Raw genomic sequence first — 24723 nt, 5'->3', positions numbered from 1 at the left:
AAAAGCTATCCAATTATCATTTTGGATAGCTTTTCTTATATTACTATAATCTTTCCTTAAATCTATCTTAAAAGACATAATGTCATATTTCTAATCATTGGAATTTTTGTTACAATATAAATGGATGTGTAAAACTTTGTAAAAAGAATGTAATAATATGTAATTAATTTTCAGAAAGTTTTATACAATTTCATATTAAACTATTAAGTTATAAAAAGGAGAGAGAATATGGTACCAAATACGGTTCGTACTCCAAACAAGAAGAAGAAATGGATTATTATCGGGGTTATTGCACTAATTGTTATTGTAGCAGCAGTTAATATTTTTGTAATGCAAGGGAAGAAGAAGGGGGCAGCAACAACGGCTGACGCAGTAAGTTTTGAGAAGGTAACGGAGCGTAAGCTGAATAATACGAAGTTAATTTCAGGTCAAGTGAAGCCTGGGAATATTGAAAGTTTTTATGCGGATCCGGCCAAAGGGAAAGTGAAAGATATTGAGGTAAAAGAAGGACAAGAGGTAGAGAAAGGTGCGAAGTTATTCTCTTATGATAATGAAGAGATTAATCTTCAAATGAAGCAAGCTGAACTTGATCAGAAGATGGCAGATATGCGTTATGATCAAGGGAAGAAGAAAATTGATTCGCTGAAGAAAGAAATTAAGAAGGCGAAAGATAGCGGAGCTGGGAAAGAAGTAACAGATCCGATGGAAGAGCAAGTAAGTGAGCTGGAGATAGCGCAAAAGACAACGGATCTTGAGAAAGAAAAAGGGAAGTTGCAGAAAGAAGAGTTAAGTAAAAAGCAGAAAGAGCTTACGATTTATAGTAATTTTGCTGGTGTTGTTCAAAAGTTAGATAAAGATGCGGCGCAAAGTTCATCTCAAGCGTTAGGTGGTCAAGGGAAAGCCTTCTTACAAGTGGCTTCTAAAGATCCATTCCAAATTCAAGGTACGTTAACGGAGCTTCAAAAGTCACAAATTCAAAAAGATCAAACATTTACTGTAACTGCGAAAGCAAATAATAAGAAGAAGTGGACAGGTAAGATTACAGAAGTAAGTGAATTCCCAACGAGTGCAGAGATGGCGCAAGCTGGCGGTATGGGCGAAGCGACTCAAAATATGTCTCAATATACATATAAAGCAAGCCTTGATAGTCAAGATGGTTTATCTCCAGGTTATCACGTTTCTCTGCAAGTAAATTTAGAGAATAAGAAGATGGTTGCTGTTCCGACTAAGAGCATTGTAGAAAAAGGTGATGATGCATTTGTTTATGTTGAGGATAAAGGAAAGCTTCGTAAACAAAATGTGAAAAAAGGTTCTACTGATGGAGACTGGACAGAGATTACTGAAGGCGTAACAGTGGGGCAAAAGGTGGTTAAAAATCCTTCCGACGATGTGTATGACGGAATGGAAGTGAAAGAGAAATGATTACGTTAAACCATATTGCTAAAACGTATTATCAAGGAAAATTGGCAGTGCCGATTTTGCATGGTATTAGTTTAACCATTCAGAGCGGTGAATTTGTTTCGATTATGGGACCGTCTGGTTCTGGTAAATCAACGCTTATGAATATTATCGGTTGTTTAGATCGTCCAACAGAAGGCGAATATATGTTGAATGATGTGAATATCTTAACAGCAGACGAGTCAAAGCTTGCTTTAATTCGTAATGAATATATCGGTTTTGTGTTTCAGCACTTTAATTTGCTGCCGCGTCTTTCAGCAGTGGAAAATGTTGAGCTTCCGCTCGTATATGGCGGCGTGAAGAAGGCAGAGCGTCGTAAGCGTGCTTTAGAGGCATTAGGTAAAGTTGGATTAGCGGATCGCGTGCATCATTTACCGAACGAATTGTCAGGTGGACAGAAGCAGCGTGTAGCAATTGCAAGAGCTATCGCGAATAATCCAACGTTCATTATGGCCGATGAGCCGACTGGTGCGCTTGATACGAAGTCTGGTGAGCAAGTTATGGATATTTTCACGAAGCTTAATGCAGAAGGTACAACAATTGTTATGGTTACGCATGAAGAGGAAGTAGCAGCGTATTCTTCCCGCCGCATTGTACTGCGAGACGGGAAAATTACAGAAGATAGAAGGTGTGCGGTATGAGTTTACTAGATAGTATAAAAATTGCCCTCTCTTCTATTTTAGCTCATAAACTGCGTTCAGCTCTTACGATGCTAGGTATTATTATCGGCGTTGGTTCTATTATTACTGTCGTTGCAATTGGGCAAGGCGGAGAAGCGATGCTGAAGTCGAAATTCGCAGGTTCTGGCGGTAATAATCTTATGCCAATTCAATTTAAAGCAGATATTAATGATGAGTTTAATATGGGCGGGCATGAAATACCGAAGTTAACGGAAGAAGATATTATGGAAGTAAAACAAGTGAAGGATGTATCCCACGTTATTACAACAAATCAGGGAATGGAGATACTTGATGTAAATGATAAAAAGGCAAATCTGAATGTTATTGGTCTGGATAATGAATATTTTGCCGTTAATAAAGTAAAGGTCGTAAAGGGACGTACTTTAAGTGAATCAGATATTACTCATGCAAATAACGTTATGATGATTAGTACAAAAACAGAAGAAACGTTATTTAAGGACGTAAACCCAGTTGGACAAATTATTGAGATGAAGGGGCAGCCAATGCAGATTGTCGGTGTGTATACATCTGATAATGAGTTTATGGGATTTGAAATGGAAGAAGCATTAATCCCTCTTACGTTATGGCCTGTTTTATTCGGAACAGATAATATTCAAAATATCGCAATTCAAGCTAAAAATGTAGACGATTTAGAAGCAGCTGGAAAACAAGCTGTGGATGTATTAAATAGTCGTAAGCCAAGTGAAATTCCAGGTAAATATGAACTGGTGAATTTAAAAGAATTCCAAGAAAATGTTTCTAAAGTAACTAATATTATGACGATGATTATCGGTGGTATCGCGGGTATTTCATTAGTCGTTGGTGGTATTGGCGTTATGAACATTATGCTCGTATCTGTAACGGAGCGTACGCGCGAAATTGGGATACGTAAAGCACTTGGGGCAACGCGTAGTAAAATTTTATTACAGTTTTTAATTGAAGCAGTTATGTTAACACTTCTAGGTGGTTTGATCGGAATTGGTCTTGGATATGGCGGAGCATATATCGTTTCCACGTTCGCAAAATGGCCACCTCTTGTTTCATGGGAAGTTGTCGTTGGCGGCGTATTATTCTCGATGACACTCGGCATTATTTTCGGATTAATTCCAGCAAATAAAGCTGCGAAATTAGATCCAATTGAAGCACTTCGTTATGAGTAATTACTAGTGTAGTAGAACTACACACTACCGTTCTAGTGGGCGGTTCGTAGCCTCTATATGAGGAAGTGAACCGCCCGTTAGAACGGGTTATATAAATAGAAGGAGGCGTTATAATGGAAGCTAATGTGAATATGCAAAAAGCTGGCGGCGAGAAGCCATCACTGTTCGGAATGATTACTTCTCCTGGTTTACAGTTTGAGAGAATGAAGACGACTGAGAAAGTTTGGGGTATGTTCTTCATAGTGGCAATATTACAAGGGCTTGTAGGTGGTTTAAATTCGTATATTACGTATACATCACCTGAAATGATTGAAATGCAAAAGAAATTGGGAGGCGAATTTGCAAAGCAGGGTTCGCTTGTATCAGATGTAATTTCTGGTACGATATGGGGAATAGTAGGTGTTATGATTGCAACATTAGTTGTTGCAGCTATTTATAAAGTGTTCATGATGTTTTACGGGAATGATACTTCTTATAAAAAAATAGTAATGATTATTGTATACGCAGATATTATTGTTATTATTGGTGGACTTATTAACGGTGTTATAGCTTTAATTTTAGGTGCTGGACCAACTGCGTATACAAGTTTAGGACCACTATTCGATCAAGGTTCACTTGCATATGGAATTGGTAATACAATTGAATTGTTCTATTTATGGAATTTAGTTTTAATTTGGTTAGGATTACAAGTTACAGCCGGATTAAGTAAAGTGAAAGCAGCTATTCCAATTATTGTTTTATTCATTATTAAAGCGGGATTCTTAGCTGCGATTGTTGTATTGATTGCAAAGTTCTTACCTGGTTTGCCTGTATAATAATATGATTGAATTAAAAGGTGGCTCTTCGGAGTCACCTTTTTTATTTTTACCCTTATTTCAAATACCACCAACAAAATTTCAAATTCTACCCATTGTAATTTCAAATTTCAGCGATAGTATTTAAAATTACTCACAGTGAATTTCCTTCTTTATTTTTATATTGTGAAGGTACCGCGGAATACTAGAAAGGTATACCTTTTAGAAACGGGTACTGTGTGAAGCCAGCGACTTTTAAAGAGGCAGCTTTGTTGTATGAAGGATTGATTGTAAATCAAATAAAGAGGTTGGGGATCTATCAAGATTATGAAGAGTATTATCAATGTGGGTTAATCGGTCTTTGGCATGCGTATGAAAAGTTTGATGCGGAGAAAGGGAGTTTTCCTGCATATGCAGTTGTAACGGTACGTGGTTATATATTAGAAAGATTGAAGAAAGAGTTTGCAGTGCAAGAAAAGTGTGTATGTGTAGGAGCGTATGAGGATATCTTTCATTTTGAAGATATTGAAATGAAAGCGAAGGATTTTATGAGTGTATTAGATGAGAAGGAGAAGTATATTATTTTTGAGCGTTTTTTTGTAGGAAAGACGATGGGGGAAATCGCTTTAGAGACAGAGATGAGCTATTATCAAGTAAGGTGGATGTATCGGCGAGCACTTGAGAAAATGCGAGATAGTTTAAGAGGATAAACATGATCATAAGAATGGAAGGCAAGTGATATTGCTTTCCATTCTACTTATTCTGTTAAGGTAGTAAATGTAGTAAGAGGCTTTTAAATTGTAGTGAATCTTGCATGTTCATACGTGATAATACATATCCGGCTTTTAATAATTGTTGTTTTAACTTATGTTGACTGATATGTATAGTTGTAGTTGTACCATTTGAAAAATGAATGGTAGCTTTTTTACTTTTTTTGAAAAACTCTATGTCATCTATATGGTTATAAAATAGCCATATACAGTTTGGAGAAGAAGGAGACTCTGTTGGGAAAGCACAAATATATTCTCGATGATTAATTGGAATCGGCACATTTCGTTTGAAATGAAAGTTTGTTTGAACTGCTTTCCGTCTACCTTGATAAGTAGAGTGAACATTGGTTAGACAAGATTGTTTGATAAGTTGGAGAGCAGTTTGACAGGAGTAAAGATGGTTCCCGCTACTTTCGATAATCTTTGTTTGATAGTAAGGGTGCTTGTGTGGTTCTAACATCATTGTAGAATTAGAAATAATAATATCATTTTCGTCATTCATAAATTTAATTCCCCCTTTATAAATGATAATAATTCTCAATATAATTATATACGAATTAAGTAAATTAATTGTTAATCTTTTATTTCATATTGTAAATTTTAGCTATTCGTTTACAATCAATAGATGATAGTCTTTCTAATTTGCATCGCTTGTACATATATATGAAAATAGAAAAGAGTAGGCGGTGAGATAGTATGAAGAAAAGGTATATTATTATGGCTCTAGTTGTTGTTCTTCTAGTATATTTAGCAAATAGTAATCCGAGTAAAGGTGAATATACGGATTGGGCAGCGAAGCAGTTTATGAAACGTAATGATGTAAGTAAGAAGCTAGACGAAGTTCAAAAGGAAAATGAAGAGGGGCTCCTTGGTGATTTAGCATCGGCTGGTAAGAAGTTGGCGAAAAAATATGTTGAGCCGCAAGTTGGATTGTTAATCGATCATTATACGAAGCGAGATGATTATATATTCTTCTCAACATATAAGACGGAATTTGATATCGGCGGAGAACACTATAAATATGTATGCGTCGGTTTTTCAAAAATCTTTATTCCAATTGAAATGCCGAAGAAAAAAGACGAATCTGCAAAATGATGCAGATTCGTCTTTTTGTCTATAAGGTAATGGGAACTTCAGATACAGTCCTTTCTACGAGACGAGCTCCTTTTTTTCGGGTATTTTCATTAATTGATGAAAATACAGATGAGGCAAGGATCGTATCCATTACTTGATTTACGACTTGTGCATCGACGGGCGTGATCGGCTTCTCAATAGAAAAGACAACTGTTTTTCCATCTTCTTTCGCGAAAATTAATTCTAGTACTTGCATACGTTGATTCCTCCTCTTTATTTATTTTGTAATCAGTGGGGCATCCCCACTGATTACATTTCCACCTTAAAGGTTAGAAAGATCTGATGTGCTAACAAGTTGTACAGCGTGAAGTGGTGATGCTTGTAAAGAAGCAAGAGCACGTGCTACGTTTTGTACTTGCTCTAAGTTTGCGTTTGTTTTTACGCGCTTAAATTGTTTGTTCTTAAAAACTGTTTTTCCATTCTTATCTAATCCATTGTTTAAGACGAGACGTAAAGTTAAATCCATTACGATTGTTTCGACTGCCATGTTTATCACCCCCTTTCACTATATAAATAGGATGCAAATGTCATGTTTTGGCGTGAAATTTATTCTTTTTTTTGGTACTCTTAAAAGAATAAGAGAGGAGTTTCGGAAGAATGAATCGTAAATGGTTATTTTGGATTCCTGTTTTACTATGGATGGGGCTGATTTTCTATTCCTCGGCACAACCATATAAAAAGCAGGATATGCGTTCGGATATTGAACAATATGTAAATGTGGAGTTTGTGAAAGAGCATTTTTCATGGGTATCTATCGATTACGGCGGTGGTACACCTGTTAGTATTGCAAATAAAGGTGTAGGCGGATTTATTGAGTTTTTCCTTCGTAAAGGTGCTCATTTTATGGTGTTCTTTATGCTCGGTTCATTGACGTATTACGCTTTTCATCGATCAGGTTATTCGAGAAAAAGGTGTTTTATATACGCTCTCCTTTTCGTGGCGGGATATGCAACATTTGATGAAATTCATCAATGGTTTACGGGCGATCGTACACCGATGTGGCAAGATTCATTACTGGATACGTGCGGCGGATTAACAGGTATTATAATAAGTAATTGGTTTTGGAATAGAAAAAGGAGCTAATCTCGAAAAGATTAGCTCCTTTTGTTTATCCTGCTTTAATGGGCAGTAAGACCCCCACTGATTAAAGTTTCACTTTATACACCAAGTAATTCTTTTAGTTCATCTGTAGATAGTTCTGTCATCCAACTATCGCTTGTAATGACGGCGTTGTTTAATGATTGTTTTCTTTCTAACATTTCATCGATTTTCTCTTCAAGTGTCCCTGTTGTAATCAGTTTATGAACGTGAACGAAGCGCTTTTGACCAATGCGATATGCACGGTCTGTTGCTTGGTTTTCTACCGCTGGATTCCACCAACGATCGTAGTGAATGACATGGTTGGCAGCTGTTAAGTTTAATCCTGTACCACCTGCTTTTAACGATAAGATGAAGATGTCATACGTTCCGTTTTGGAACTGTTCGATCATTTTGTCACGTTCTTTCTTCGGTACACTACCGTTTAAGAAGAGGACGCGCTGACCGAAATGTTCTTCTAACACATCTTTTAGCATGTTCCCCATACCGATGTATTGCGTGAAGATTAAACAACTTTCATTTTGATCTTTTATATTTTCAATGAGTTCCATGAGCGTGCTCGTTTTCATGGAACGTTCGATGATGTCTTTCGGTTCTGTTTCTTTTAAATAAAGAGCGGGATGATTACAAATTTGTTTAAGTTTGTTCAGCATGAGTAATATAAATCCGCGTCGTTCAATTCCGCTTAATCCTTCTACATTTTGCAACGTATCTTGAACAAGTTGTTCATATAAGGAAGCTTGTTCACCAGTTAGTGGACAGTAAGCTTTCTGTTCTTGTTTATCTGGTAAGTTTAATGCGACTGTTTGATCTTTCTTCGTACGACGCAGTAAAAACGGTGAGATAAAACGTTGAACTTGTTGGATTTTTCCTTCGTCACGGTCCTTTTCAATTGGTGAGACGAAGCGGCGCTGGAATTGTCCTAAGCTGCCAAGATATCCATGATTAATGAAGTCGAAAATAGACCAAAGCTCGGCAAGGCGGTTTTCCATCGGTGTCCCAGTTAATGCGATTTTGTGATTTGCTTGTAAGTTTCGTACTGCTTTAGACTGTTTCGTATGTGGGTTTTTAATATTTTGTGCTTCATCCAAAATAACAGCATCCCAGCATAACGTACTAAGTTCTTCCTCATCAAGCTGAGCTAATGCATAAGATGTTAATACAACATCTGCTGATTGAAGGAAATCTTTAAAGGATTCCCCTTTAGCTCGGTTACTTCCATAATGTAACTGAACACGTAAATTCGGTGCGAAACGCTCAAATTCTTTTTGCCAATTTCCAAGAACAGATGTCGGAGCCACGATTAAAGCAGGACCTGTTTGGAGATTGTTTTCTTTTATATATAGTAAGTAAGTGATCGTTTGAATACTCTTTCCAAGTCCCATGTCGTCAGCTAACAATGCGCCGAATCCAAGCTTTCTTAAATATAATAACCACTCAATGCCATGTTGTTGATACGGACGGAGTGTGGCGTTTAGTGATGAAGGGACATCTACTTTCGGAATATCTCCAATGTGCAATAGTTTTTGGAATAAGTCTTCATAATATCCATCTAGTTCAATTTCAATATCGGTAAACGGACTATCCTCTTCTACAATTTCTGTTTCAGCAGTGTTTGATAAATGTTGCTGAAGGACATCTTTCATTTCAAGTCCATACTTATCAGCACGATTCATAAGCTTTCGTACTTCTTCAATAAAGGCTGGATCTAGTCGCATCCATTGACCATTTATATTGAATAACCGCTTGTTTTGTTCAACGAGTTCAAAAAATTCGCTTTCTGATAAATCAATGCCGTTCGTTGAAATGCGCCAGTCAAAATTAACGAGTGTATTCATGCCGAAGAAAGATTGCGTTTGTGTAGCATTTTGCTTCAGTTGCACACGTAATTTTGGTTTTGTCGCTTTTAAATTTTGCCACCACGATGGTAATAAGATTGTAATACCTGCGGCGAGTAATTCGTTACTTGCTTCTGTTAAGAAGTTCCACGCTTCTGTTTCAAAGAGTTCACTTCGGAATGTATCACCATCTTTTAGCCACGGTACGAGCTTACTGAAGCTTTCTTGTGTTTCCAGAATACGTTCTTCATAATCGTGCCATCGTTTTGGTAAAGAATCGATACTCTCATATACATATATGCGATGTGCCCCGCGCTTTGGCGTAACAATTGTTTCAAGCTTCCACATTTCAAATTCTTCTTGCGGCTCTTGTAGTCGTAGTCCGATTGTAAAGGGAAGGTCATCTTCAATGTAACCAATTTTTCGAAGCCAATCTTCTTCATGTAGTGCTGCGTCTAATTGTCTTTTCGTAAAGTCGTAATGTTCATAAAGTCTCTTTGCATCTTCCCATCCGTCATTTGAACGGTTATCTTGTAATATGCTTTCATTTACTGCAGCCGAGAAAAGAGAAGCCAATGTGTCATCTTCGATTGGAGTATTTTGAACTTTCCAAGATGGTTGTTTAGGCCAACTCTCCATATCAGGTACGAAGCTACCGCTTGTGAAGGCATCCCACAATGCGTTCGCATCTTCCGTAAGTGCTGTAATAGGGCCGTTCATTTGAATACGGGCAAAGGAGTTCATCGGTTTATTCGCGATGTATTCAAATGCTTGTGCGTTTGTTAGCATAACACCTTGTCTTCCTTCAAAGGTTGCTTCTTTTAGAAACGTGCCGTAGAAGGAAGTGGAGTGCCATGTAAATGCATTTCGTTTCCAACTTGTTACGGATAATGGAGTACCGCTATCATCTTCTCCCCAAAGGAACCAACCGTGACTAACGTGCTGGAGCCTAATTGTTACTTCAGTTTGATTGATCATCGATTAATTTTCCTTTCCGTAATTCCTCTTGTAGTGCACGCAGACGTGAATGTAAGTTTGCGATGTGAATAATGAAAGCATCCCATTCATCGGTACGCTTTAATCGTTTATATAATGTACGTAATTTCTTTAAGTAACGAACTGCACGTCTATATGATTTGCGATTTCGCTCTTCAATAGCTTCGGTAGCAGCAAGGTGATAAAGAGGAAGTGCTGCTTCTGGTGCTTCCTTTTCAATATCTTTCAGCGGCTCTTTCAAAAGTTCAATCGCTTCAAATCCATGTAAGAGCTGAAGTTCTGCCCATGTTCGATACTGTTTTTTCGCCAGTACGTATTGCTCATAGTTTGCGAAACTATATGGTAATAGCTCTTGCAAAATCATTTCGAATCCAGCTTGTTCATTTGTATGAGTTGCATACGTTTCATACATGATGACGAATAAGCGAACGATATCTTTTATGAAAATTGTATTTTCGTGCTCATGTATCGTTTTCTTCACTTGTTTATACGTAAAGGAAAGCCAGTTTTTCGCACGATCCCATTTCATTGCATGTAATAACTCTTCTAACCAATAGAAGTAAAGACTTACAACAGAAGCAGGTTGTTTCTTTAGTAAGTCCATCGCTAATCGATCTTCATCATTTAAAAAGAGTAGATGAGAAGATGCTAATGCTTTGGAAAGTGGATTCATTTTCGTACCAATTCGTTTTTCTTCTTCTTGTAGTTGCTCGTTATTGTGTAACAGTTCACTCCATATGTGACGATAAATAAAGAACCTCTCTTGCGTATAGGCATCGGTGGAGAAAAATACTTCGTGAACGAGACGAGCTGTTTCTTGCAGAATTGATTTAGACTCTGAAGGAATCGATTCTGATTGTAAGTCCCGAACGATGGATTCCACCTTATCTACAAATAAGCGAACGACATTAACAGGCTGATGATAAGAATACGTTTTATTTGCTTCAAAGTCCTGAATTTCTTCTAATAATTTTTGAAAGCAATAAAGTGCCGCGTGTAGCCTGAACAATTCATGTATCACAATGATACGCGGAGCTTTCCGCTCGAGTTTCGTATAGAAGTCCGTAAAAATACTCATAAGAAAATACATTTGTTTATAAGTAAGCCGAGCTTGTTCTTTTTTAAATGATTCATATTCGTTATCAAAATAGGATTGCCAACTTTTATAATCTGTTTCTTCAAAAGCTGATGATTGCAATACTTGTCTTGCAGTTCGAATAGGAGGAAGGGAAGGTTTCGTATTATTTTTGAATAAAGTTAATACATCTCCTACTTGCCCGAAACTAGATGCTGCCGATAGTAACACAGCGAGCATATGCTCACACTGCGTGGGTGCGAAGCAATCGCAATAGCTTTCAGCGACGTTACGAATCGGGATATGGACGCTATATACGCTGCCTTCAGCATCTACAGTTCCTGATAGCGTATAGCCATCAAAGTCAACGTTGTAGACAACACCACTACGATATAGGTGCCGAGCTGTAGCGACATGTTCCTGATCAGCTGTTTGCTGTGGATCTAGTCCTTGAACGAACTCATTCGCAATCATCATAATTTCATCTTTCGTAATTGAGTGTTGCAGCATAATATTCCTCCGTACACATATTTCTTTCCTTTACCATTATAAACAAAAAATGCTCAAAACAGAAAAAATGAAATTTAGATTACATTACTTGAAAATCATGGTAATATATAAAATGTTTATAGGGAGAAATATGGCTTGAATTGGGGAGTAAAGTGAATAAGGAAAGCTGAAATTACCTGCTGCGCAACTGCAAAAGGAATGTAAGTGTAAATATAGAAAAAGCATAAGCTTTATTGTGTCACAATAAAGCTAGAGAAAAATTGGGGGAGAGCATATTGAAGTTTTGTGAAACATGTAAGGAACAGTTTGCAGGCCATTTGAATTTTTGCCCTAGGTGCCGCCATAAATTAGACGATATTTCGGCGGCGGGTACGGTTGCTTCTAGTGAGGAGATACAACGAGAGACGAGACCAGTACGAAGTAAGAAAAATATATTTCTTTTCAGTGGTTTCATCGTAATTGCTGCCTTATTATTTGGAGTATATCAATTCGGGGCATATAATTTTTCAAAAGAGAAGCAAGTAAATGCAATGATTGAGGCATTCCAAAAGAAAGATGTTAGTGCAATCGATGAGTTTGTGAAGGTAGATGATCCAGCTTTAAAAGTTAAGTCAGAAGACATTCAGGCATACATACGTTATTTAAAAGACAATCCTTCATACAATAAAGCGTTACTATACTACTTGCAAAAAGAGGCGATAGCTAAAAATTCAACAAGTGGTACAGTATCCTTTGAAGATGGGAGAATTATAGAAGACGGGAAAGAATGGTTCTTGTATCCGAAGTATAAGTTCAGTATGAAATCTTATTACATGAATGTTAGCACAACCGCGAAGAATGCTGAAATATATGTAAATGATAAAAAAGAAATAGAGCTTTCTAGTAGTAAAAATTCAAAAGAATTAGGGCCATATTTCCCGGGTTCTTATGTTGTGAAGGCACAGGCGAAAGCGGAACTTACTAAATTAGAGACAGAAAAAGAAGTGGACTTAGCAGACGAAAAGAAAGGGACAGTAGAAGTGAATTTATCACTTGAAGGAAATTATGTAACTATCTCTTCTGATGAAAATGAAGCGACTGTTTTTGTGAATGGGAAAAAGCGCGGGAAATTGAGTAACGGAAGTTATAAACTGGGACCTGTAGAGACAGATGAAACGGTAGAAGTGCATTTAGAGAAAAATACAGAGCTTGGTACCATTAAATCTGAAAGTATCAAAGTTGGGGATCAAAGTACTTATTATTTAAAGTTCCCAAAAGAAACGCCAAGCGTAAAAGAAATATCGAGCTCTGCAGTTGGTGAATTTGTACGAACACATATTTATGATAATGTACGTGCGATTTCGTCAAATGATTTTAGTATTATCGCAAATAATTATGATAAGAGCGGGCCATCGTATAAACAGGACCGTGAGTATTTACAATATCTATACCAAAAAGGAATTACAGAAGATTTATTAACGATGGAAGTTCGTAATGTAGAGCGTCAAAGTGCTACGAAATATAAAGTAACGACATATGAAGAGTATCATATTCGTTACGGTGATGGCTCTGTTAAATTTAAGAGCTTTAGTAATGACCATATTGTAACAGTTAATGGGAATGGAAATATACTATATTATTCTCTTGGCGCAAATAATACGTTGAAATCAGAGGAAATCTCTGGTCCAACTCGCTAATATAAAAAAGCTATCTCAATTATAGAGATAGCTTTTTTATATTAGAAACGCGTTTTTTTTAATACAACTTGTACATACGGATCATGTAATATTTGCTCTATAATTGGTAACATGTTTTGTTCGAATGGAATGTCGATAGGGAATGGCTTTTGTGAGCCAGGTTTGATTCCATATTGGACAAATTTGTAATGTGTATTATCTTCAGACTTGAGCACAATTAATTTATATCGATTGTCGTCGTCAGCAAGTGAGAAATCAATGGAAGTAGCGTCGTATGTTACTTCATCCTTATATATATACGGTTTTGGTGTACCGATCCAGTCTACTTTTGCTTGTACATTCATGGACATAACCTCCTTATGGTTATTATAAAAAAATAAAAGCCAGCTCTCAACAAAGAGAACTGGCTTCAGCAGTCATTGGTTATTTTAAAATTTTCACTTTAACAGTTTTGCGTCCCCATTTTTGAGCAGCGCTATCTGATCCAAGTAGGATGTCGATACGGTTACCTTTAATTGCACCGCCAGTATCTCCAGCGATAGCTTCTCCGTAACCTTCTACCCATACTTTAGATCCTAATGGGATTACTTTCGGGTCAACAGCGATCATTTTCATGTTTGGGTTCGCTGTTAAGTCATGACCCATTGCAGTTAATACACGGCCGCCATATGTGCCACCGTTTTCGCTCGGATGAGCTGTATATGCTGTAGCTACAACTGTTAACTCACGACCACCAGAAGGTGTGTTAGTTTCAGCAGCCTTTACAGCAGGCTTAGCAGCTTGTTTTGCTTGAGCTGCAGGTGCTTGAGCTGGTGCTTGCGCTTTAGCAGGAGCAGGTTGTTCTTGTTTCTCAATAACAGGTGCTGTACCTGTTAAGAAAGGAACGTGAACATAAGCTGTTTTTCCGTTATATTCGAATTGTAACCACTCATTTTGTACTTGGTTCGTTGTTTCGATCATATCATCTTTCTTAAGCGTCCCAAGAATTTCTGAGTTTGTGTTCGCTTCAGCACGTACGTTTAATACGTTAGCTGTTACGTAGTAGATGCTTTTAGTGAACTCTGCACTTACGAATGCGTCTTTACCATCTAAAGTGATTTTTGACCATCCGTTCTCTGTATTTTGAACATCTATTTTATTACCGTTTAGTAATTTACCGACAACTTTTGATTCCGTAGTAGGGTTTTCGCGTACATTTAGTACGTCTGTTGTTACAACAGTTTCTGCATTAGCAGATGATGTGAAAATCCCAAGACCAAAAACTGCTGCTGTTGCTATACCAATTAATTTTTTCATGATAGCCTCCATTGCGTTTGTTTTCGTGTCCTCATTATAGCAACAGATTTTTTCGGATTTGGGGAAAACACACAATTACAAACCATTCGTAATAAGTCGTTAACATCCTGTAATATAACAAAAAATATAGGAAAGCGTTTTTCATTCTATATGTTTAGTAGGTTTCTACTTATATTCAAAATATTTAATACAACATATTGTTTTCGGCGTAAATAAAAATATTACAGGAGTGTTACATGATGTTTACTAAACGATTACATTCCTTGAGTATTTTACCGTTTTATGGGTAATATAGTTATATAAACATAAACATTTCGTTTGTGAAACTATAAACACGTGCTATATACTAGCAAAAAAACCGCATAATTGTTACAAAAAGAAAGGGTTGCAAGGAAGGAAAATGCCCTTTTTTACATCTGTAACACATCCTTTTTTGGGAAAATACATTCCCATCCGCATTTTTCTCGCACAATTTGACAGCAGTATTTCGATCTTATAGCTCTTGCAGAGTGAAAAGGTTATACGGAAGGTAAGGCTGTCCATCAGAATTCTAGTTGGTGAAGGTGAAAGTAAGAAAATCACCGCAAAATTATAGTTTTCTATCCGATTTTACATATCGGAATTAATGTTATTTATAAAAGTAAAACCTACGAAGGGGGATTTGATGAGGAAACTGACAAAAACATTCATCGTTTCATTAACATTATGTATTGCATTTACAATTTGGGGGATTATTCCCGAATCTATTATCGGAAAAGGTAGCTTAGGAAATGTAACAACCGCAATTCAAACTGCATTAGTTAGTAAGTTTGGATGGTTTTATATTATTTCTGTTTCTATTATTTTAGGTGTGTCTATCTTTTTAATTGTTTCAAAATACGGTTCTATTCGTTTAGGGAAAGATGATGACGAACCTGATTATAGTTATATGACATGGTTTGCCATGTTATTTAGTGCTGGTATGGGTATCGGCTTAGTGTTCTGGGGCGTTGCCGAACCATTAAACCATTTATACGCGCCTCCGTTTGGAGAAGGTGCAACTGAGGAAAGTGCGCGTCTTGCACTGCGTTTTTCATTTTTCCATTGGGGATTACATCCGTGGGGACTATATGCATTTGTAGCGCTTTGTATTGCTTACTTTACTTTTAGAAAAGGAAAAGCAAGTACAATTAGTGCGACAGTAGGACCGTTATTTAAGGACGGGGACCATGGGCGTATTGCTCATTTATTTGATGTGTTAGCTGTTTTCGCCACTGTGTTTGGCGTGGCAACATCATTAGGTCTTGGCGCAAAACAAATTGCCGGTGGTGTTAGTTATTTAACTTCTATCCCGAACTCATTAACGACTCAGTTAGTTATTATTGCAATCGTAACAGTGTTATTTATGTTATCTGCGCAAACAGGTCTTGATAAAGGAATTAAATATTTAAGTAATACAAACATTATTTTTGCGTTTGCACTTATGATTATTGTATTGTTTGCAGGTCCAACAAACTTTATTATGAATTACTTCACTTCGACAATCGGTTCTTATATTCAGGAATTACCAAGTATGAGTTTCCGATTAAGTCCATTAGATGAAGGCGGAAATCAATGGATTCAATCATGGACAATTTTCTATTGGGCATGGTGGATTGCATGGTCACCATTCGTAGGTACATTTATTGCCCGTGTTTCACGAGGGCGTACCATTCGTGAATTTGTTATCGGTGTGTTACTCGTACCGACAATAATTGGTGCTCTTTGGTTCTCAGTCTTCGGCGGGACTGGTATTCATATGGAACTGTTTGGTGATGCACATATCTTTGAAAAAATTAAAGAGATGGGAACAGAAGTAGGACTATTCGCTATGTTTGATCAGATGGGAAGCTTTGGATCAGCGTTATCTGTTCTAGCTATTCTTCTTATTTCTACATTCTTTATTACATCTGCAGATTCAGCGACATTTGTTTTAGGGATGTTAACGACACATGGTAGTTTAAATCCACCAAACCGCATTAAAATGATCTGGGGTATCGTTTTAGCTGCTCTAGCTTCTATCTTATTATATGTAGGTGGATTAGAAGCCTTACAAACGGCAGCTATCATTGCAGCATTCCCATTCGTCTTCGTTATTTTCTTTATGATGGCAGCATTATTTAAAGAGTTACAAAAAGAAGGTCGTATGAAGCGTCATAAATAATAGAAGGAAAAAGAGTTGATTATGTATCAGCTCTTTTTTTATATAGAAGGAACTTGAACTGCAAGTAAGGGAAATAAAATACTTTACAGATTTTCCGAATAGGAAAGCCCACTACGGTGCGATAGTACCCCCTTTAGGGGTGGGATGATAGTGAGGTCAAATGCGATGTACAGATAAAATACCGAAAGTATGTTCTGTACATCAAGTATTTGAAATGGTATAATTTTCATAACAGACAAGTAAAAGTCTCTAAAACAATCTTGTTCTCTGAAAACAGAATACATATGAGGTTGGAGTAACAAATTCTTCTGCTCCGTAAAATGTATTGAGTCGTCAAGTACAAGACGCTAAAACACATTTGAGAACTCACAATCTGACTCGTTTGGTAATAGAACGAGTGCCGTATCTGCTAGATGCACTGGATACGGAGTGGTGATGGCACACCGCAATCTTGCACGTCAGCGATACTAGAAATAGACGTCGCCTTTGGTAGCAAGAATCCCACTGACGTTAGTCAGCTTGCGGCTTTAGCTGTGGGAGTGTCAATATATTAGTAGTATGCCTTTTATACCGATAAAAATCGATTCGTTTCGACAATGTTCGATATCTTGCAGATTCTATTCATATTTTTGACAAAAAATTGTCGGAAATGTGTTGTCACGTTTATATATATGTGCTATATTATTTCCTGTAAGCGATTTCAAATAGTTTTAAAGCGCATTCAAGGGGGACATCTAGAATAATGAAACGTTACGAAAGAAAGTGGAAGCATATTTGTTTGAAACGTGTGGCACATCGTAGTGTCCAAGAAAGCACGGAACCTAAGACTGAAACGCGCAAAGAGCAGCAAGAGAAGCAATTGGTTCTACAAAAATAGCAATCACTTTTTCGTATATAAATGAAGGTCGATCGTTCGTTGGGGGATGGACGTGAAATTACTTTCAGCTAAGGGGTATTGTCTGATATATAATTTATACGGCAAAAAATAAGCACAGAGCATACGGCGCTCTGTGCTTATTTTTATTTGTCCTTTTTGAATCGAACAGTTTTATCCCAGCCAATGACTTGTTTCTTACTCTTTGCACGTAAGTATAAAATTAAGCTACGAATGAATAAGTACGTAAAGAGCTGTGCGTACGTAAAGTACATGATAACACTAATAAAAATATTAGTTGGTGTAAAGGTTCGTTCCACACTCTGGGCACTAAATAATTGAGAAACATATGTAACATATGCGACATACCACATAAATAGTAGTGGGATGCTATATTGAATTTGGAATATCCCGAGTAACCCAATTACAAACCAAACGTTCGAAATGATTAAGAATAACCAAAATACAACATACACTAAAACTTGTTGTAAAGAATGGACGAGCAGTTTTCCTTTAAAGAAACTTAATGAAGAAAACATTTTTTCTAAAATGTACAAGTTCCCTTGAAGCCAACGTGTACGCTGCTTAATAAGAATTTTTAAATGCTCAGGTTCTTGTTCCCATGTAATTGACTCTGGAACGATTGGCAGGAGATAGCCTTTTTGTGTAATTCGTAATGTTAATTCAGCGTCTTCTGCAATTGCATAAGGGTCATAGCCGCCAAGCTCTTCTAATGCAGCGCGACGAAGAAGCATGTTTGTTCCTGTTAGTGAACCTGTTTGGAATAGTAACCAGCGTCCGGATTGCATAAGGAGCTGGAAGATTTGAAATTCTAACGAAATCATTCGTGTTAGCCAGTTTCTTTTTTCATTTACAGTACGAACATGCCCAACAGCTCCAACAGCATCCTCGGTTGTTTCAGCGTGTTCTACAAGCATTCGCAGTGCATGTGGTTCAGGCTGGTTATCTGCATCATAAACACAGAAGTATTCACCATCTGAAATACTAAGGCCATAGTTTAATACACGTGATTTTCCTTTTGGTTCACCAGGTGGAACGCGAATGTGACGAATATGAGCATAAGCTTTGTCAAAATCGTCACCAATTTCAGGTGTCTCATCTTGCGAGTTATCGTTTAATAAATAAACAGTTAGTTTGCCTGGATATTCAATCTTTGCCATCGCCTCTAAAGTATCCTTAATCACGACGCCTTCATTGTGAGCTGGTATTAAAATATCGACGCTTGGGTAATGTTCTAGCGTACGATCTTTTTGTTTTCTACTTCGGTGAACTAAACCTGCGAGTGTTAAGAAAGAATAGTAAACGAGTAAGCCAGAGAATAGAAAGGCTGTAAAAATAAGTACATACTTAATTGAAAATGTGATGCTGATCCAAAAAACGAGTACGCAAAATAGAAGGAATAAAAGAAGTATAACGAGTGTCATCATAATAACTTGGGTCCTTTTGTAGCGATTTGTTCTCGTTTCATCTTAATATCTTGAATGGCCTCATCTGCAAGCCATTTTTCCATTTTAGGCTGTAGACGGTTCATTACAATATCGGCACCAGCTTCATTTGTATTTTGTAATAAAATGACTAATGTGTTTTTATCATACTCAGCAACAAGGTCAAAGTCAGCTCTTACCGTTTCAACTAATAATGAAGCTACACGGTCCATAACACTTTCCTTTGTATATTTACTAAAGGAAGTGAAGTCAAAATAAATCATAACGCCTGTTTCATTACGACGATTCATTGCATTGATTAATAATGCTTGTCGTCTCTCGAATTCTTGTCTTGTTAATAATTTCGATTCTCCAATGTAGTGTTCTAACGTTCTCACACGTTCGGTTAATTCTTTATTTTCATGAATAACCTTCTTTAATAGATGAGTGGAGATATATACAATGAAGAAATTTGCTGCCATTAGGAAGTGAGTAATAATGTATTCCCATTGTTCTGATGTACTCCATAAGTAAAGCCATGCTTGGTAGAACAGGTAGAATACCGAAGTAATGGTTCCTAATATGAAGAAAACAAATGCAGTTTTATCAGGCAAAAATAGAAATAGTACATTAACAATTACATATATAATTGTAAAAATGAGAGCATGCTCATATTGCGTTACATGTACAGTTGTAAAATAAAATAAAATTTGTAAAATCCACATAGAGAGGACTTTATAGAAGTTATCTTTCACAAAACTTTCCTCCTTAAAGATAATTCATACAAGGATACTTGTAGTATGCGCAATTATTAAGAAATAGACCGGATGACTATATTCTTTTTGAGAGAGCAACAATAAGTAGTATCCCTCTTTTGTAAGAAAAAATAAACAGACTTGATAATTATTGTATCATAATGTTTTTATATTTCGGCATAAAGTATTTAATATATACTAAGAAAATAAAAAGTCCCCTCTTTAGAAAGAGGGGACTTGCTTTATTTTATAGGAACATCATACCTGCAACTGCTGCGTTTAAGAAGTTAGCTAGTGTACCAGCGATAACTGCTTTAATCCCTAATTGTGCAATTTGTTTACGGCGAGTAGGAGCTAATGTCCCTGTTACACCTAATTGAATTGCGATAGAAGAGAAGTTTGCGAATCCACAGATTGCGAATGTTAAAATTAGATTTGTTTTTGCAGAGAACTCTGCCATATGTGGTCCTAAGTTTGCGTATGCAACGAATTCGTTGATTGCAAGTTTTTGACCGATAAAGCTTGCTGCTTGTACAGCTTCACCAGGAGAAACACCGATTAAAATTGCAAATGGTGATAGTAAGTAACCAAAGATTAAATCAAGGCTAAGTTTAATATCGAACCAAGAGCCAACCCATCCTAATAGGCCATTTAATAAAGCGATTAATGCGATGAAAGCCATTAACATTGCTGCTACGTTAATAACAAGTTGCATACCTTCTGATGCACCACGTGCTGCTGCGTCAATAACGTTTGCATCTTCACGCTCTGTAGAAAGTTCAACGTTATTATCTACTTTTTCTGTTTCTGGCATAATAAGTTTCGCAATTAATAAACTTGATGGAGCTGCCATAATTGCTGCTGCTAATAAGTGTTCTAACGGAATACCCATTGCTGCATAGCCGACAAGAACTGATCCAGCAACAGCTGTCATACCGCTTACCATAATAGCGAAGAATTCACTATTTGTTAAACGTGCTAAGTAAGGTTTGATTAAGATTGGAGCTTCAGTTTGTCCTAAAAATACAGTTGTTACTGAGTTTAAACTTTCTGCTTTAGAAGTTCCAAGAAGTTTACTTAATGCGCCACCAACGATACTAACAAATCTTTGCATAATACCGAAATGATATAAGATTGCTACTAATGAACTAATAAATACGATTGGAAGTAGTGCTTGAATAACGAAGATAAATCCCCAAGGGCCTTTTGCGTTGACTAAATCCCCAGCAACGAACTTAATTCCCTCGTAAGAAAAATTAATTAATCCTTGAACGCCATCTGCAGCGTGTTTTAAACCTGCTTTTCCGGCATCCCATCGTAATACGATAAATGAAAATGACATTTGTAATGCTAGCGCGATTAAAATCGTGCGCCAATTAATAGCTTTGCGGTTGGAAGATAGTAAGAAAGCGATTGCTAATACTCCAATCACGCCGCCAATTCCCCATAAAAGATTCATGCAGTGTATGCTCCTTCCTCATAGTAAAAAAATGTATAAAACAGTTGTCTATACTTCTGCAAATATAACATCTTAAGTAACTTATCATAATGGACATCAGAGGTCAAACGTCTAACGAAAAGTTTAAATAAAAAGAAAATTCTTCAAAAAAACACATATAAAATGATTAGACATGAAATAGGTTATGTTTTTTATGTGAAAATATACATTATGATAACGTTATGGATCATTATTGTAGAATATAGTGTATGAAATAGGAAAATAGATACATTATTTTTTTAGGGAAATAGGTTATACACAATAAAAAGAGCCTTCTAGTAATCTAGAAGGCTCTAAAAATATAACTTAAGGTGCTTTCGTATAACCTAAGAAGTGCTTACTCCAATAAGAATTGCTTAATGAAGCGATTGCTACACCTTTATCTCCAGCTTGGATAAATGATCCGCCCCCAAGGTAAATACCCATATGAGAAGGACCTGATTTATAAGTGTTTTGGAAATAAATTAAGTCACCTGGTTGTGGATTTGAAGTTTGTGGTAGGCTACCCCAATATCCTGCAACACTTTGACGGCTAATGTTATGACCAAATTTCTTAAATACGTGGTAGATGTAACCACTGCAGTCAACACCAGTAGCAGAAGTTCCGCCCCAAACGTATGGTACACCTTGCATTGATTTTGCATATGCAAGTACGGAAGAACTGTCACCGCTATTATTGCTTGTATTGTTATTATTGTTGTTTTGATTGTTATTTTGGTTGTTGTTAGGCTTATTATCTACTGCGCCACCAACTGGTGTTTTAGAAAGGTAACGTGTGCCGATATAACCAGTTTGGCCGTTGTAGTTAATTTTGCTCCATCCAGAGTTTTCAGAGATTACTTGAACCTTCTGTCCCTGTGGAAGTGCGCCTATGATTCTATAATTTGTACCTTCACCACTACGTACATTTAAGGCAGAAGCATTAATGTAGTAGTCACCAATTGCACCTTGATTAGGTTGTTCAGGCTGTTTTGGTTGCTCAGGAGTAGTAGTGCCACCTTTAACAAATTTCACGAATTCGCTACTAACGTAGCCTGTTTTTCCTTGATAGTTAACTTTAAACCAGCTACCTTCAGAGCCAATTACGTTTAATGTCGTACCATTTAATACGCCACCAATTACGCTATGGTAAGTAGCAGGACCTGTACGTACGCGTAGAGATGTTGCGTTAACAACGTAAGTACCGCCAGTTTGAACAGTTACATTATTATTTTGTTCTTGTTTGTTATCTTGGTTGTTTCCTTGTGTAACGTTATCGCTAGAACCGCCTTTTGTTACGTAGTCTTTACTTACGTAAGCTGTTTGGCCTGCATAATTGATTTTGAACCAATCTTGAACTTCGCCAACAACTTGTACGACTTGTCCTTTCGTAACAGAGCCTACAGTTGTGTGAGAAGTGCTAGGACCTGTACGAACACGAAGGGAAGATACATTTACTGTATAGTTTCCACTTGCTGGTTTTACAGATTCTTGGTTGTTATTATTCGTATTGTTGTTTGAAGAACCTGCATTAGAAGAAACACCAGATACGAATTCGCCACTTACATAGCCAACTTGTCCATTATGGTTGATTTTCACCCAACCATTTTCTTGGCCAATTACGTTTAATGTTTGTCCTTCATATACACGTCCTGAAACAGAACTAGAAGTGTTAGGAGCAGTACGTACACGTAATACATCAGCAGTAACTTTGTTTTTTCCACCTGTTGTACTTACATTGGAATTACTTGCACCATTTTTTGATACAAATTCGCCACTAACAAAACCTGTTTTTCCATTATGGTTAATTTTGTACCAACCATTTTCTTCGCCAATCACGTTTAGTGATTGACCGTTATAAACGCGCGAGATGATGTCGTGAGAAGTACTTGATCCTGCACGAACATGTAATACGCTAGCGTTTACCGTATAAGATGAGCTGTTTGATGCAGAAGCTTGGACAGTTGTAGCAGCTTTTTGTGTATTTTGTTCAGGGGCAGCTTGAACACTATCAAGTGTAGGTGCTGCTCCTCCTGCTACAGACACTGCCGCAAGACCGGCAAGGTATTTTTTCATAATTTGTCGATTCCTTTCTGTCTGTAATGTAGTGAAGAAATATTTACCAACTGTTAAAAATTCTAAAGAGCATGTCGATTACTGTCAAGACTTATGCGGGAATCTGAATATGACAAAAAGATTACAAGAAAAAATCAAGGCATAAATCTATACCTTGATTTCCATTTAAATACATATATTGAATGTAGAAAGGATAGAAATTATTCGTGTTTAAGAAGATGACATATTGGATTGTAACAAACTCTGAGAAAATGATCGTTGCAGCATTTTAGTGATAGGGCCAACTTGACCATCTTGGATGGCGGTTCCATCAAGATGAGTCATCGGCAAAATTTCAATCGTCGTTCCTGTAAAAAAGCATTCATCCGCTTGATAAACATCACGAACGCTGAAAAGCTCTTCTTGTACTGGAATACGAAGGGTTTTCGCTAAAGAAAGGACATATTGACGAATAATGCCATTTAAAATAAGGTGATTAGCTGGATGTGTGTAAAGAGTTCCGTTTTTAATTAGAAAGAAGTTAGAGTGGCTTCCCTCAGTTACAGTACCATTTCGTACGAAAAGGGCCTCTTTACAACCTTTTCGTTCCGCTTTCGTAGTAGCTAATATATTCGGTAATAAATTTAATGATTTAATATCACAGCGTAGCCAGCGCGTATCCGGTTCTGATATGGCACGTACACCATATTCAATCCATAACGCTGGTCTTTCTTTCTTTGTAATATAGGCATAGATTGTTGGAGGGACGTCATATGAGAACGTATGGGTACGAGCTTGTACACCACGAGATACTTGCAAATAAATCGTTCCATCTTCGTGGAAATTATTATTTTCGATTAGTTTATAAAGTAGGGTAATCAGTTCCGCTTTTGAGAAAGGGAGTGTTAATTCTATTTCTTCCATGGAGCGATATAATCTTGTGATATGCGGATCTAATAAGTGAAAGTTCCCTTTATATAGACGAATAACCTCGTAGACTCCATCTCCAAACTGCAAGCCTCTTTCCTCAAGGTCTATGTACGTTTTTTGTTTCGTTGTATCAATAACTGCATCATTCCAAAGTACAAATCTTTCATATGCCAATTTTCGTCCCATCCTTTCGTAAGTGCATAAGTAAAGTGAAGCTTTCATTCATTTGGAATAAAAATCACTACAGTAATTTTTATGTGAGTAATTCTTTACATATGACGTATATGTATTTGTAAATGGTAGAGAAGTGGTAGTGATTTACAGCATTTCGTATATACAAATTCGAAAATAAGAAATAAGAATCCTGCTTTTAAATAAAAAAAAGCAACATTCTTATGGAATGCTGCACAAGGAGGGTAGCTATCTTTCATAGGGACATCGTCTTATTGAATGTTTTGTGTATGGAAACAAAACATATTGAAAGACAATTATAAGAAAGTAGAAATAAACGATTCACATA

At 36.8% G+C, this 24723-nt stretch carries 21 protein-coding genes; 9 read left to right on the top strand and 12 right to left on the bottom strand.

Going from position 1 to position 24723, the window contains the following annotated elements; translation table 11 throughout:
- Positions 1 to 228 precede the first annotated feature (228 nt).
- From PDK19_RS08570 to PDK19_RS08550, 5 genes are all read left to right on the top strand, one after another.
- Entirely contained in the window at positions 229 to 1422 is a 1194-nt protein-coding gene (locus PDK19_RS08570) for an efflux RND transporter periplasmic adaptor subunit (RefSeq protein WP_088106311.1), read from the top strand.
- Complete coding sequence (locus PDK19_RS08565) at positions 1419 to 2099, top strand: ABC transporter ATP-binding protein (RefSeq protein WP_000631602.1); 681 nt, start codon at positions 1419 to 1421, stop codon at positions 2097 to 2099. The genes PDK19_RS08570 and PDK19_RS08565 overlap by 4 nt, the downstream gene beginning before the upstream one ends.
- On the top strand, positions 2096 to 3298 hold the full coding sequence (locus PDK19_RS08560) for an ABC transporter permease (protein ID WP_000054360.1): 1203 nt from the start codon (positions 2096 to 2098) through the stop codon (positions 3296 to 3298). Before PDK19_RS08565 ends, PDK19_RS08560 begins: the two co-directional genes overlap by 4 nt.
- Positions 3299 to 3411: 113 nt before the next feature.
- Entirely contained in the window at positions 3412 to 4113 is a 702-nt protein-coding gene (locus PDK19_RS08555) for a Yip1 family protein (RefSeq protein WP_270706951.1), read from the top strand.
- 218 nt (positions 4114 to 4331) lie between these two features.
- A complete protein-coding gene (locus tag PDK19_RS08550) occupies positions 4332 to 4802 on the top strand; it encodes a sigma-70 family RNA polymerase sigma factor (RefSeq protein WP_074615067.1) in 471 nt (156 codons plus the stop codon).
- 55 nt (positions 4803 to 4857) lie between these two features.
- On the opposite strand, the gene PDK19_RS08545 is transcribed toward PDK19_RS08550, so the two are convergent.
- Positions 4858 to 5364 carry a competence protein ComK gene (locus PDK19_RS08545; RefSeq protein WP_000997441.1) on the bottom strand — a complete coding sequence of 169 codons (507 nt, stop codon included), beginning with the start codon at positions 5362 to 5364 and terminating at the stop codon, positions 4858 to 4860.
- 194 nt (positions 5365 to 5558) lie between these two features.
- On the opposite strand from PDK19_RS08545, the gene PDK19_RS08540 reads away from it, so the two are divergent.
- The gene (locus PDK19_RS08540) at positions 5559 to 5957 is read left to right on the top strand and encodes a DUF4359 domain-containing protein (protein ID WP_000747726.1); all 399 of its coding nucleotides are present in this window, start codon (positions 5559 to 5561) and stop codon (positions 5955 to 5957) included.
- Positions 5958 to 5976: 19 nt separating this feature from the next.
- Here PDK19_RS08540 and PDK19_RS08535 read toward each other — a convergent pair whose 3' ends face one another.
- Both PDK19_RS08535 and PDK19_RS08530 read right to left on the bottom strand, forming a co-directional pair.
- Positions 5977 to 6192: a DUF2922 domain-containing protein gene (locus PDK19_RS08535; RefSeq protein ID WP_016718961.1), complete on the bottom strand. Its 216-nt coding sequence runs from the start codon at positions 6190 to 6192 to the stop codon at positions 5977 to 5979.
- A gap of 66 nt (positions 6193 to 6258) precedes the next feature.
- The gene (locus tag PDK19_RS08530; protein WP_014893407.1) at positions 6259 to 6483 is read right to left on the bottom strand and encodes a DUF1659 domain-containing protein; all 225 of its coding nucleotides are present in this window, start codon (positions 6481 to 6483) and stop codon (positions 6259 to 6261) included.
- A gap of 110 nt (positions 6484 to 6593) precedes the next feature.
- Here PDK19_RS08530 and PDK19_RS08525 point away from each other — a divergent pair, with 110 nt between their 5' ends.
- Positions 6594 to 7079, top strand: a complete 486-nt coding sequence (locus PDK19_RS08525; protein WP_001080717.1) for a VanZ family protein — start codon at positions 6594 to 6596, stop codon at positions 7077 to 7079.
- A 74-nt stretch (positions 7080 to 7153) separates the two neighbouring features.
- On the opposite strand, the gene PDK19_RS08520 is transcribed toward PDK19_RS08525, so the two are convergent.
- Positions 7154 to 9910 carry a DEAD/DEAH box helicase gene (locus PDK19_RS08520; RefSeq protein WP_074615068.1) on the bottom strand — a complete coding sequence of 919 codons (2757 nt, stop codon included), beginning with the start codon at positions 9908 to 9910 and terminating at the stop codon, positions 7154 to 7156.
- Positions 9894 to 11513 carry an SWIM zinc finger family protein gene (locus PDK19_RS08515; RefSeq protein WP_074615069.1) on the bottom strand — a complete coding sequence of 540 codons (1620 nt, stop codon included), beginning with the start codon at positions 11511 to 11513 and terminating at the stop codon, positions 9894 to 9896. Before PDK19_RS08515 ends, PDK19_RS08520 begins: the two co-directional genes overlap by 17 nt.
- A gap of 275 nt (positions 11514 to 11788) precedes the next feature.
- Here PDK19_RS08515 and PDK19_RS08510 point away from each other — a divergent pair, with 275 nt between their 5' ends.
- Complete coding sequence (locus tag PDK19_RS08510) at positions 11789 to 13189, top strand: zinc ribbon domain-containing protein (protein WP_000666845.1); 1401 nt, start codon at positions 11789 to 11791, stop codon at positions 13187 to 13189.
- 41 nt (positions 13190 to 13230) lie between these two features.
- On the opposite strand, the gene PDK19_RS08505 is transcribed toward PDK19_RS08510, so the two are convergent.
- Both PDK19_RS08505 and PDK19_RS08500 read right to left on the bottom strand, forming a co-directional pair.
- Positions 13231 to 13533 carry a DUF3910 family protein gene (locus PDK19_RS08505; protein ID WP_001102517.1) on the bottom strand — a complete coding sequence of 101 codons (303 nt, stop codon included), beginning with the start codon at positions 13531 to 13533 and terminating at the stop codon, positions 13231 to 13233.
- A gap of 79 nt (positions 13534 to 13612) precedes the next feature.
- The gene (locus tag PDK19_RS08500) at positions 13613 to 14485 is read right to left on the bottom strand and encodes a cell wall-binding protein EntA (RefSeq protein WP_000733321.1); all 873 of its coding nucleotides are present in this window, start codon (positions 14483 to 14485) and stop codon (positions 13613 to 13615) included.
- Positions 14486 to 15149: 664 nt separating this feature from the next.
- Between PDK19_RS08500 and opuD the strand changes: the two genes are divergently transcribed.
- Positions 15150 to 16667 carry a glycine betaine transporter OpuD gene (gene opuD / locus PDK19_RS08495; protein ID WP_001229106.1) on the top strand — a complete coding sequence of 506 codons (1518 nt, stop codon included), beginning with the start codon at positions 15150 to 15152 and terminating at the stop codon, positions 16665 to 16667.
- 1020 nt (positions 16668 to 17687) lie between these two features.
- On the opposite strand, the gene PDK19_RS08490 is transcribed toward opuD, so the two are convergent.
- The 5 genes from PDK19_RS08490 to PDK19_RS08470 form a co-directional block, all read right to left on the bottom strand.
- A complete protein-coding gene (locus tag PDK19_RS08490) occupies positions 17688 to 18989 on the bottom strand; it encodes a glycosyltransferase family 2 protein (protein WP_000988770.1) in 1302 nt (433 codons plus the stop codon).
- The gene (locus PDK19_RS08485) at positions 18986 to 19741 is read right to left on the bottom strand and encodes a diguanylate cyclase domain-containing protein (RefSeq protein ID WP_000654295.1); all 756 of its coding nucleotides are present in this window, start codon (positions 19739 to 19741) and stop codon (positions 18986 to 18988) included. Before PDK19_RS08485 ends, PDK19_RS08490 begins: the two co-directional genes overlap by 4 nt.
- A 247-nt stretch (positions 19742 to 19988) precedes the next feature.
- Positions 19989 to 21200 (bottom strand): NupC/NupG family nucleoside CNT transporter, encoded by a 1212-nt coding sequence (locus PDK19_RS08480; RefSeq protein WP_001051013.1) that lies wholly within the window; start codon positions 21198 to 21200, stop codon positions 19989 to 19991.
- A 345-nt stretch (positions 21201 to 21545) separates the two neighbouring features.
- Positions 21546 to 23294: a C40 family peptidase gene (locus tag PDK19_RS08475; RefSeq protein WP_000760300.1), complete on the bottom strand. Its 1749-nt coding sequence runs from the start codon at positions 23292 to 23294 to the stop codon at positions 21546 to 21548.
- Positions 23295 to 23504: 210 nt separating this feature from the next.
- A complete protein-coding gene (locus tag PDK19_RS08470) occupies positions 23505 to 24389 on the bottom strand; it encodes a D-amino-acid transaminase (protein WP_049112924.1) in 885 nt (294 codons plus the stop codon).
- Positions 24390 to 24723 lie beyond the last annotated feature (334 nt).

It is taken from the genome of Bacillus cereus group sp. BcHK124, from assembly GCF_027712065.1.
Lineage (GTDB): Bacteria > Bacillota > Bacilli > Bacillales > Bacillaceae_G > Bacillus_A > Bacillus_A pacificus.
Note: the sequence above shows the minus strand (reverse complement) of the source record. Positions and strands in the feature narration are given on the sequence as shown.

Bases quoted from the DNA above. Each gene is read 5' to 3' on its own strand.
- PDK19_RS08515 (WP_074615069.1), bottom strand. From the start codon at position 11,513: ATGCTGCAACACTCAATTACGAAAGATGAAATTATGATGATTGCGAAT.
- opuD (WP_001229106.1), top strand. From the start codon at position 15,150: ATGAGGAAACTGACAAAAACATTCATCGTTTCATTAACATTATGTATT.
- PDK19_RS08540 (WP_000747726.1), top strand. From the start codon at position 5,559: ATGAAGAAAAGGTATATTATTATGGCTCTAGTTGTTGTTCTTCTAGTA.
- PDK19_RS08490 (WP_000988770.1), bottom strand. From the start codon at position 18,989: ATGATGACACTCGTTATACTTCTTTTATTCCTTCTATTTTGCGTACTC.
- PDK19_RS08470 (WP_049112924.1), bottom strand. From the start codon at position 24,389: ATGGGACGAAAATTGGCATATGAAAGATTTGTACTTTGGAATGATGCA.
- PDK19_RS08500 (WP_000733321.1), bottom strand. From the start codon at position 14,485: ATGAAAAAATTAATTGGTATAGCAACAGCAGCAGTTTTTGGTCTTGGG.
- PDK19_RS08505 (WP_001102517.1), bottom strand. From the start codon at position 13,533: ATGAATGTACAAGCAAAAGTAGACTGGATCGGTACACCAAAACCGTAT.
- PDK19_RS08525 (WP_001080717.1), top strand. From the start codon at position 6,594: ATGAATCGTAAATGGTTATTTTGGATTCCTGTTTTACTATGGATGGGG.
- PDK19_RS08520 (WP_074615068.1), bottom strand. From the start codon at position 9,910: ATGATCAATCAAACTGAAGTAACAATTAGGCTCCAGCACGTTAGTCAC.
- PDK19_RS08530 (WP_014893407.1), bottom strand. From the start codon at position 6,483: ATGGCAGTCGAAACAATCGTAATGGATTTAACTTTACGTCTCGTCTTA.
- PDK19_RS08555 (WP_270706951.1), top strand. From the start codon at position 3,412: ATGGAAGCTAATGTGAATATGCAAAAAGCTGGCGGCGAGAAGCCATCA.
- PDK19_RS08480 (WP_001051013.1), bottom strand. From the start codon at position 21,200: ATGAATCTTTTATGGGGAATTGGCGGCGTGATTGGAGTATTAGCAATC.
- PDK19_RS08475 (WP_000760300.1), bottom strand. From the start codon at position 23,294: ATGAAAAAATACCTTGCCGGTCTTGCGGCAGTGTCTGTAGCAGGAGGA.
- PDK19_RS08560 (WP_000054360.1), top strand. From the start codon at position 2,096: ATGAGTTTACTAGATAGTATAAAAATTGCCCTCTCTTCTATTTTAGCT.
- PDK19_RS08535 (WP_016718961.1), bottom strand. From the start codon at position 6,192: ATGCAAGTACTAGAATTAATTTTCGCGAAAGAAGATGGAAAAACAGTT.
- PDK19_RS08565 (WP_000631602.1), top strand. From the start codon at position 1,419: ATGATTACGTTAAACCATATTGCTAAAACGTATTATCAAGGAAAATTG.
- PDK19_RS08570 (WP_088106311.1), top strand. From the start codon at position 229: ATGGTACCAAATACGGTTCGTACTCCAAACAAGAAGAAGAAATGGATT.
- PDK19_RS08545 (WP_000997441.1), bottom strand. From the start codon at position 5,364: ATGAATGACGAAAATGATATTATTATTTCTAATTCTACAATGATGTTA.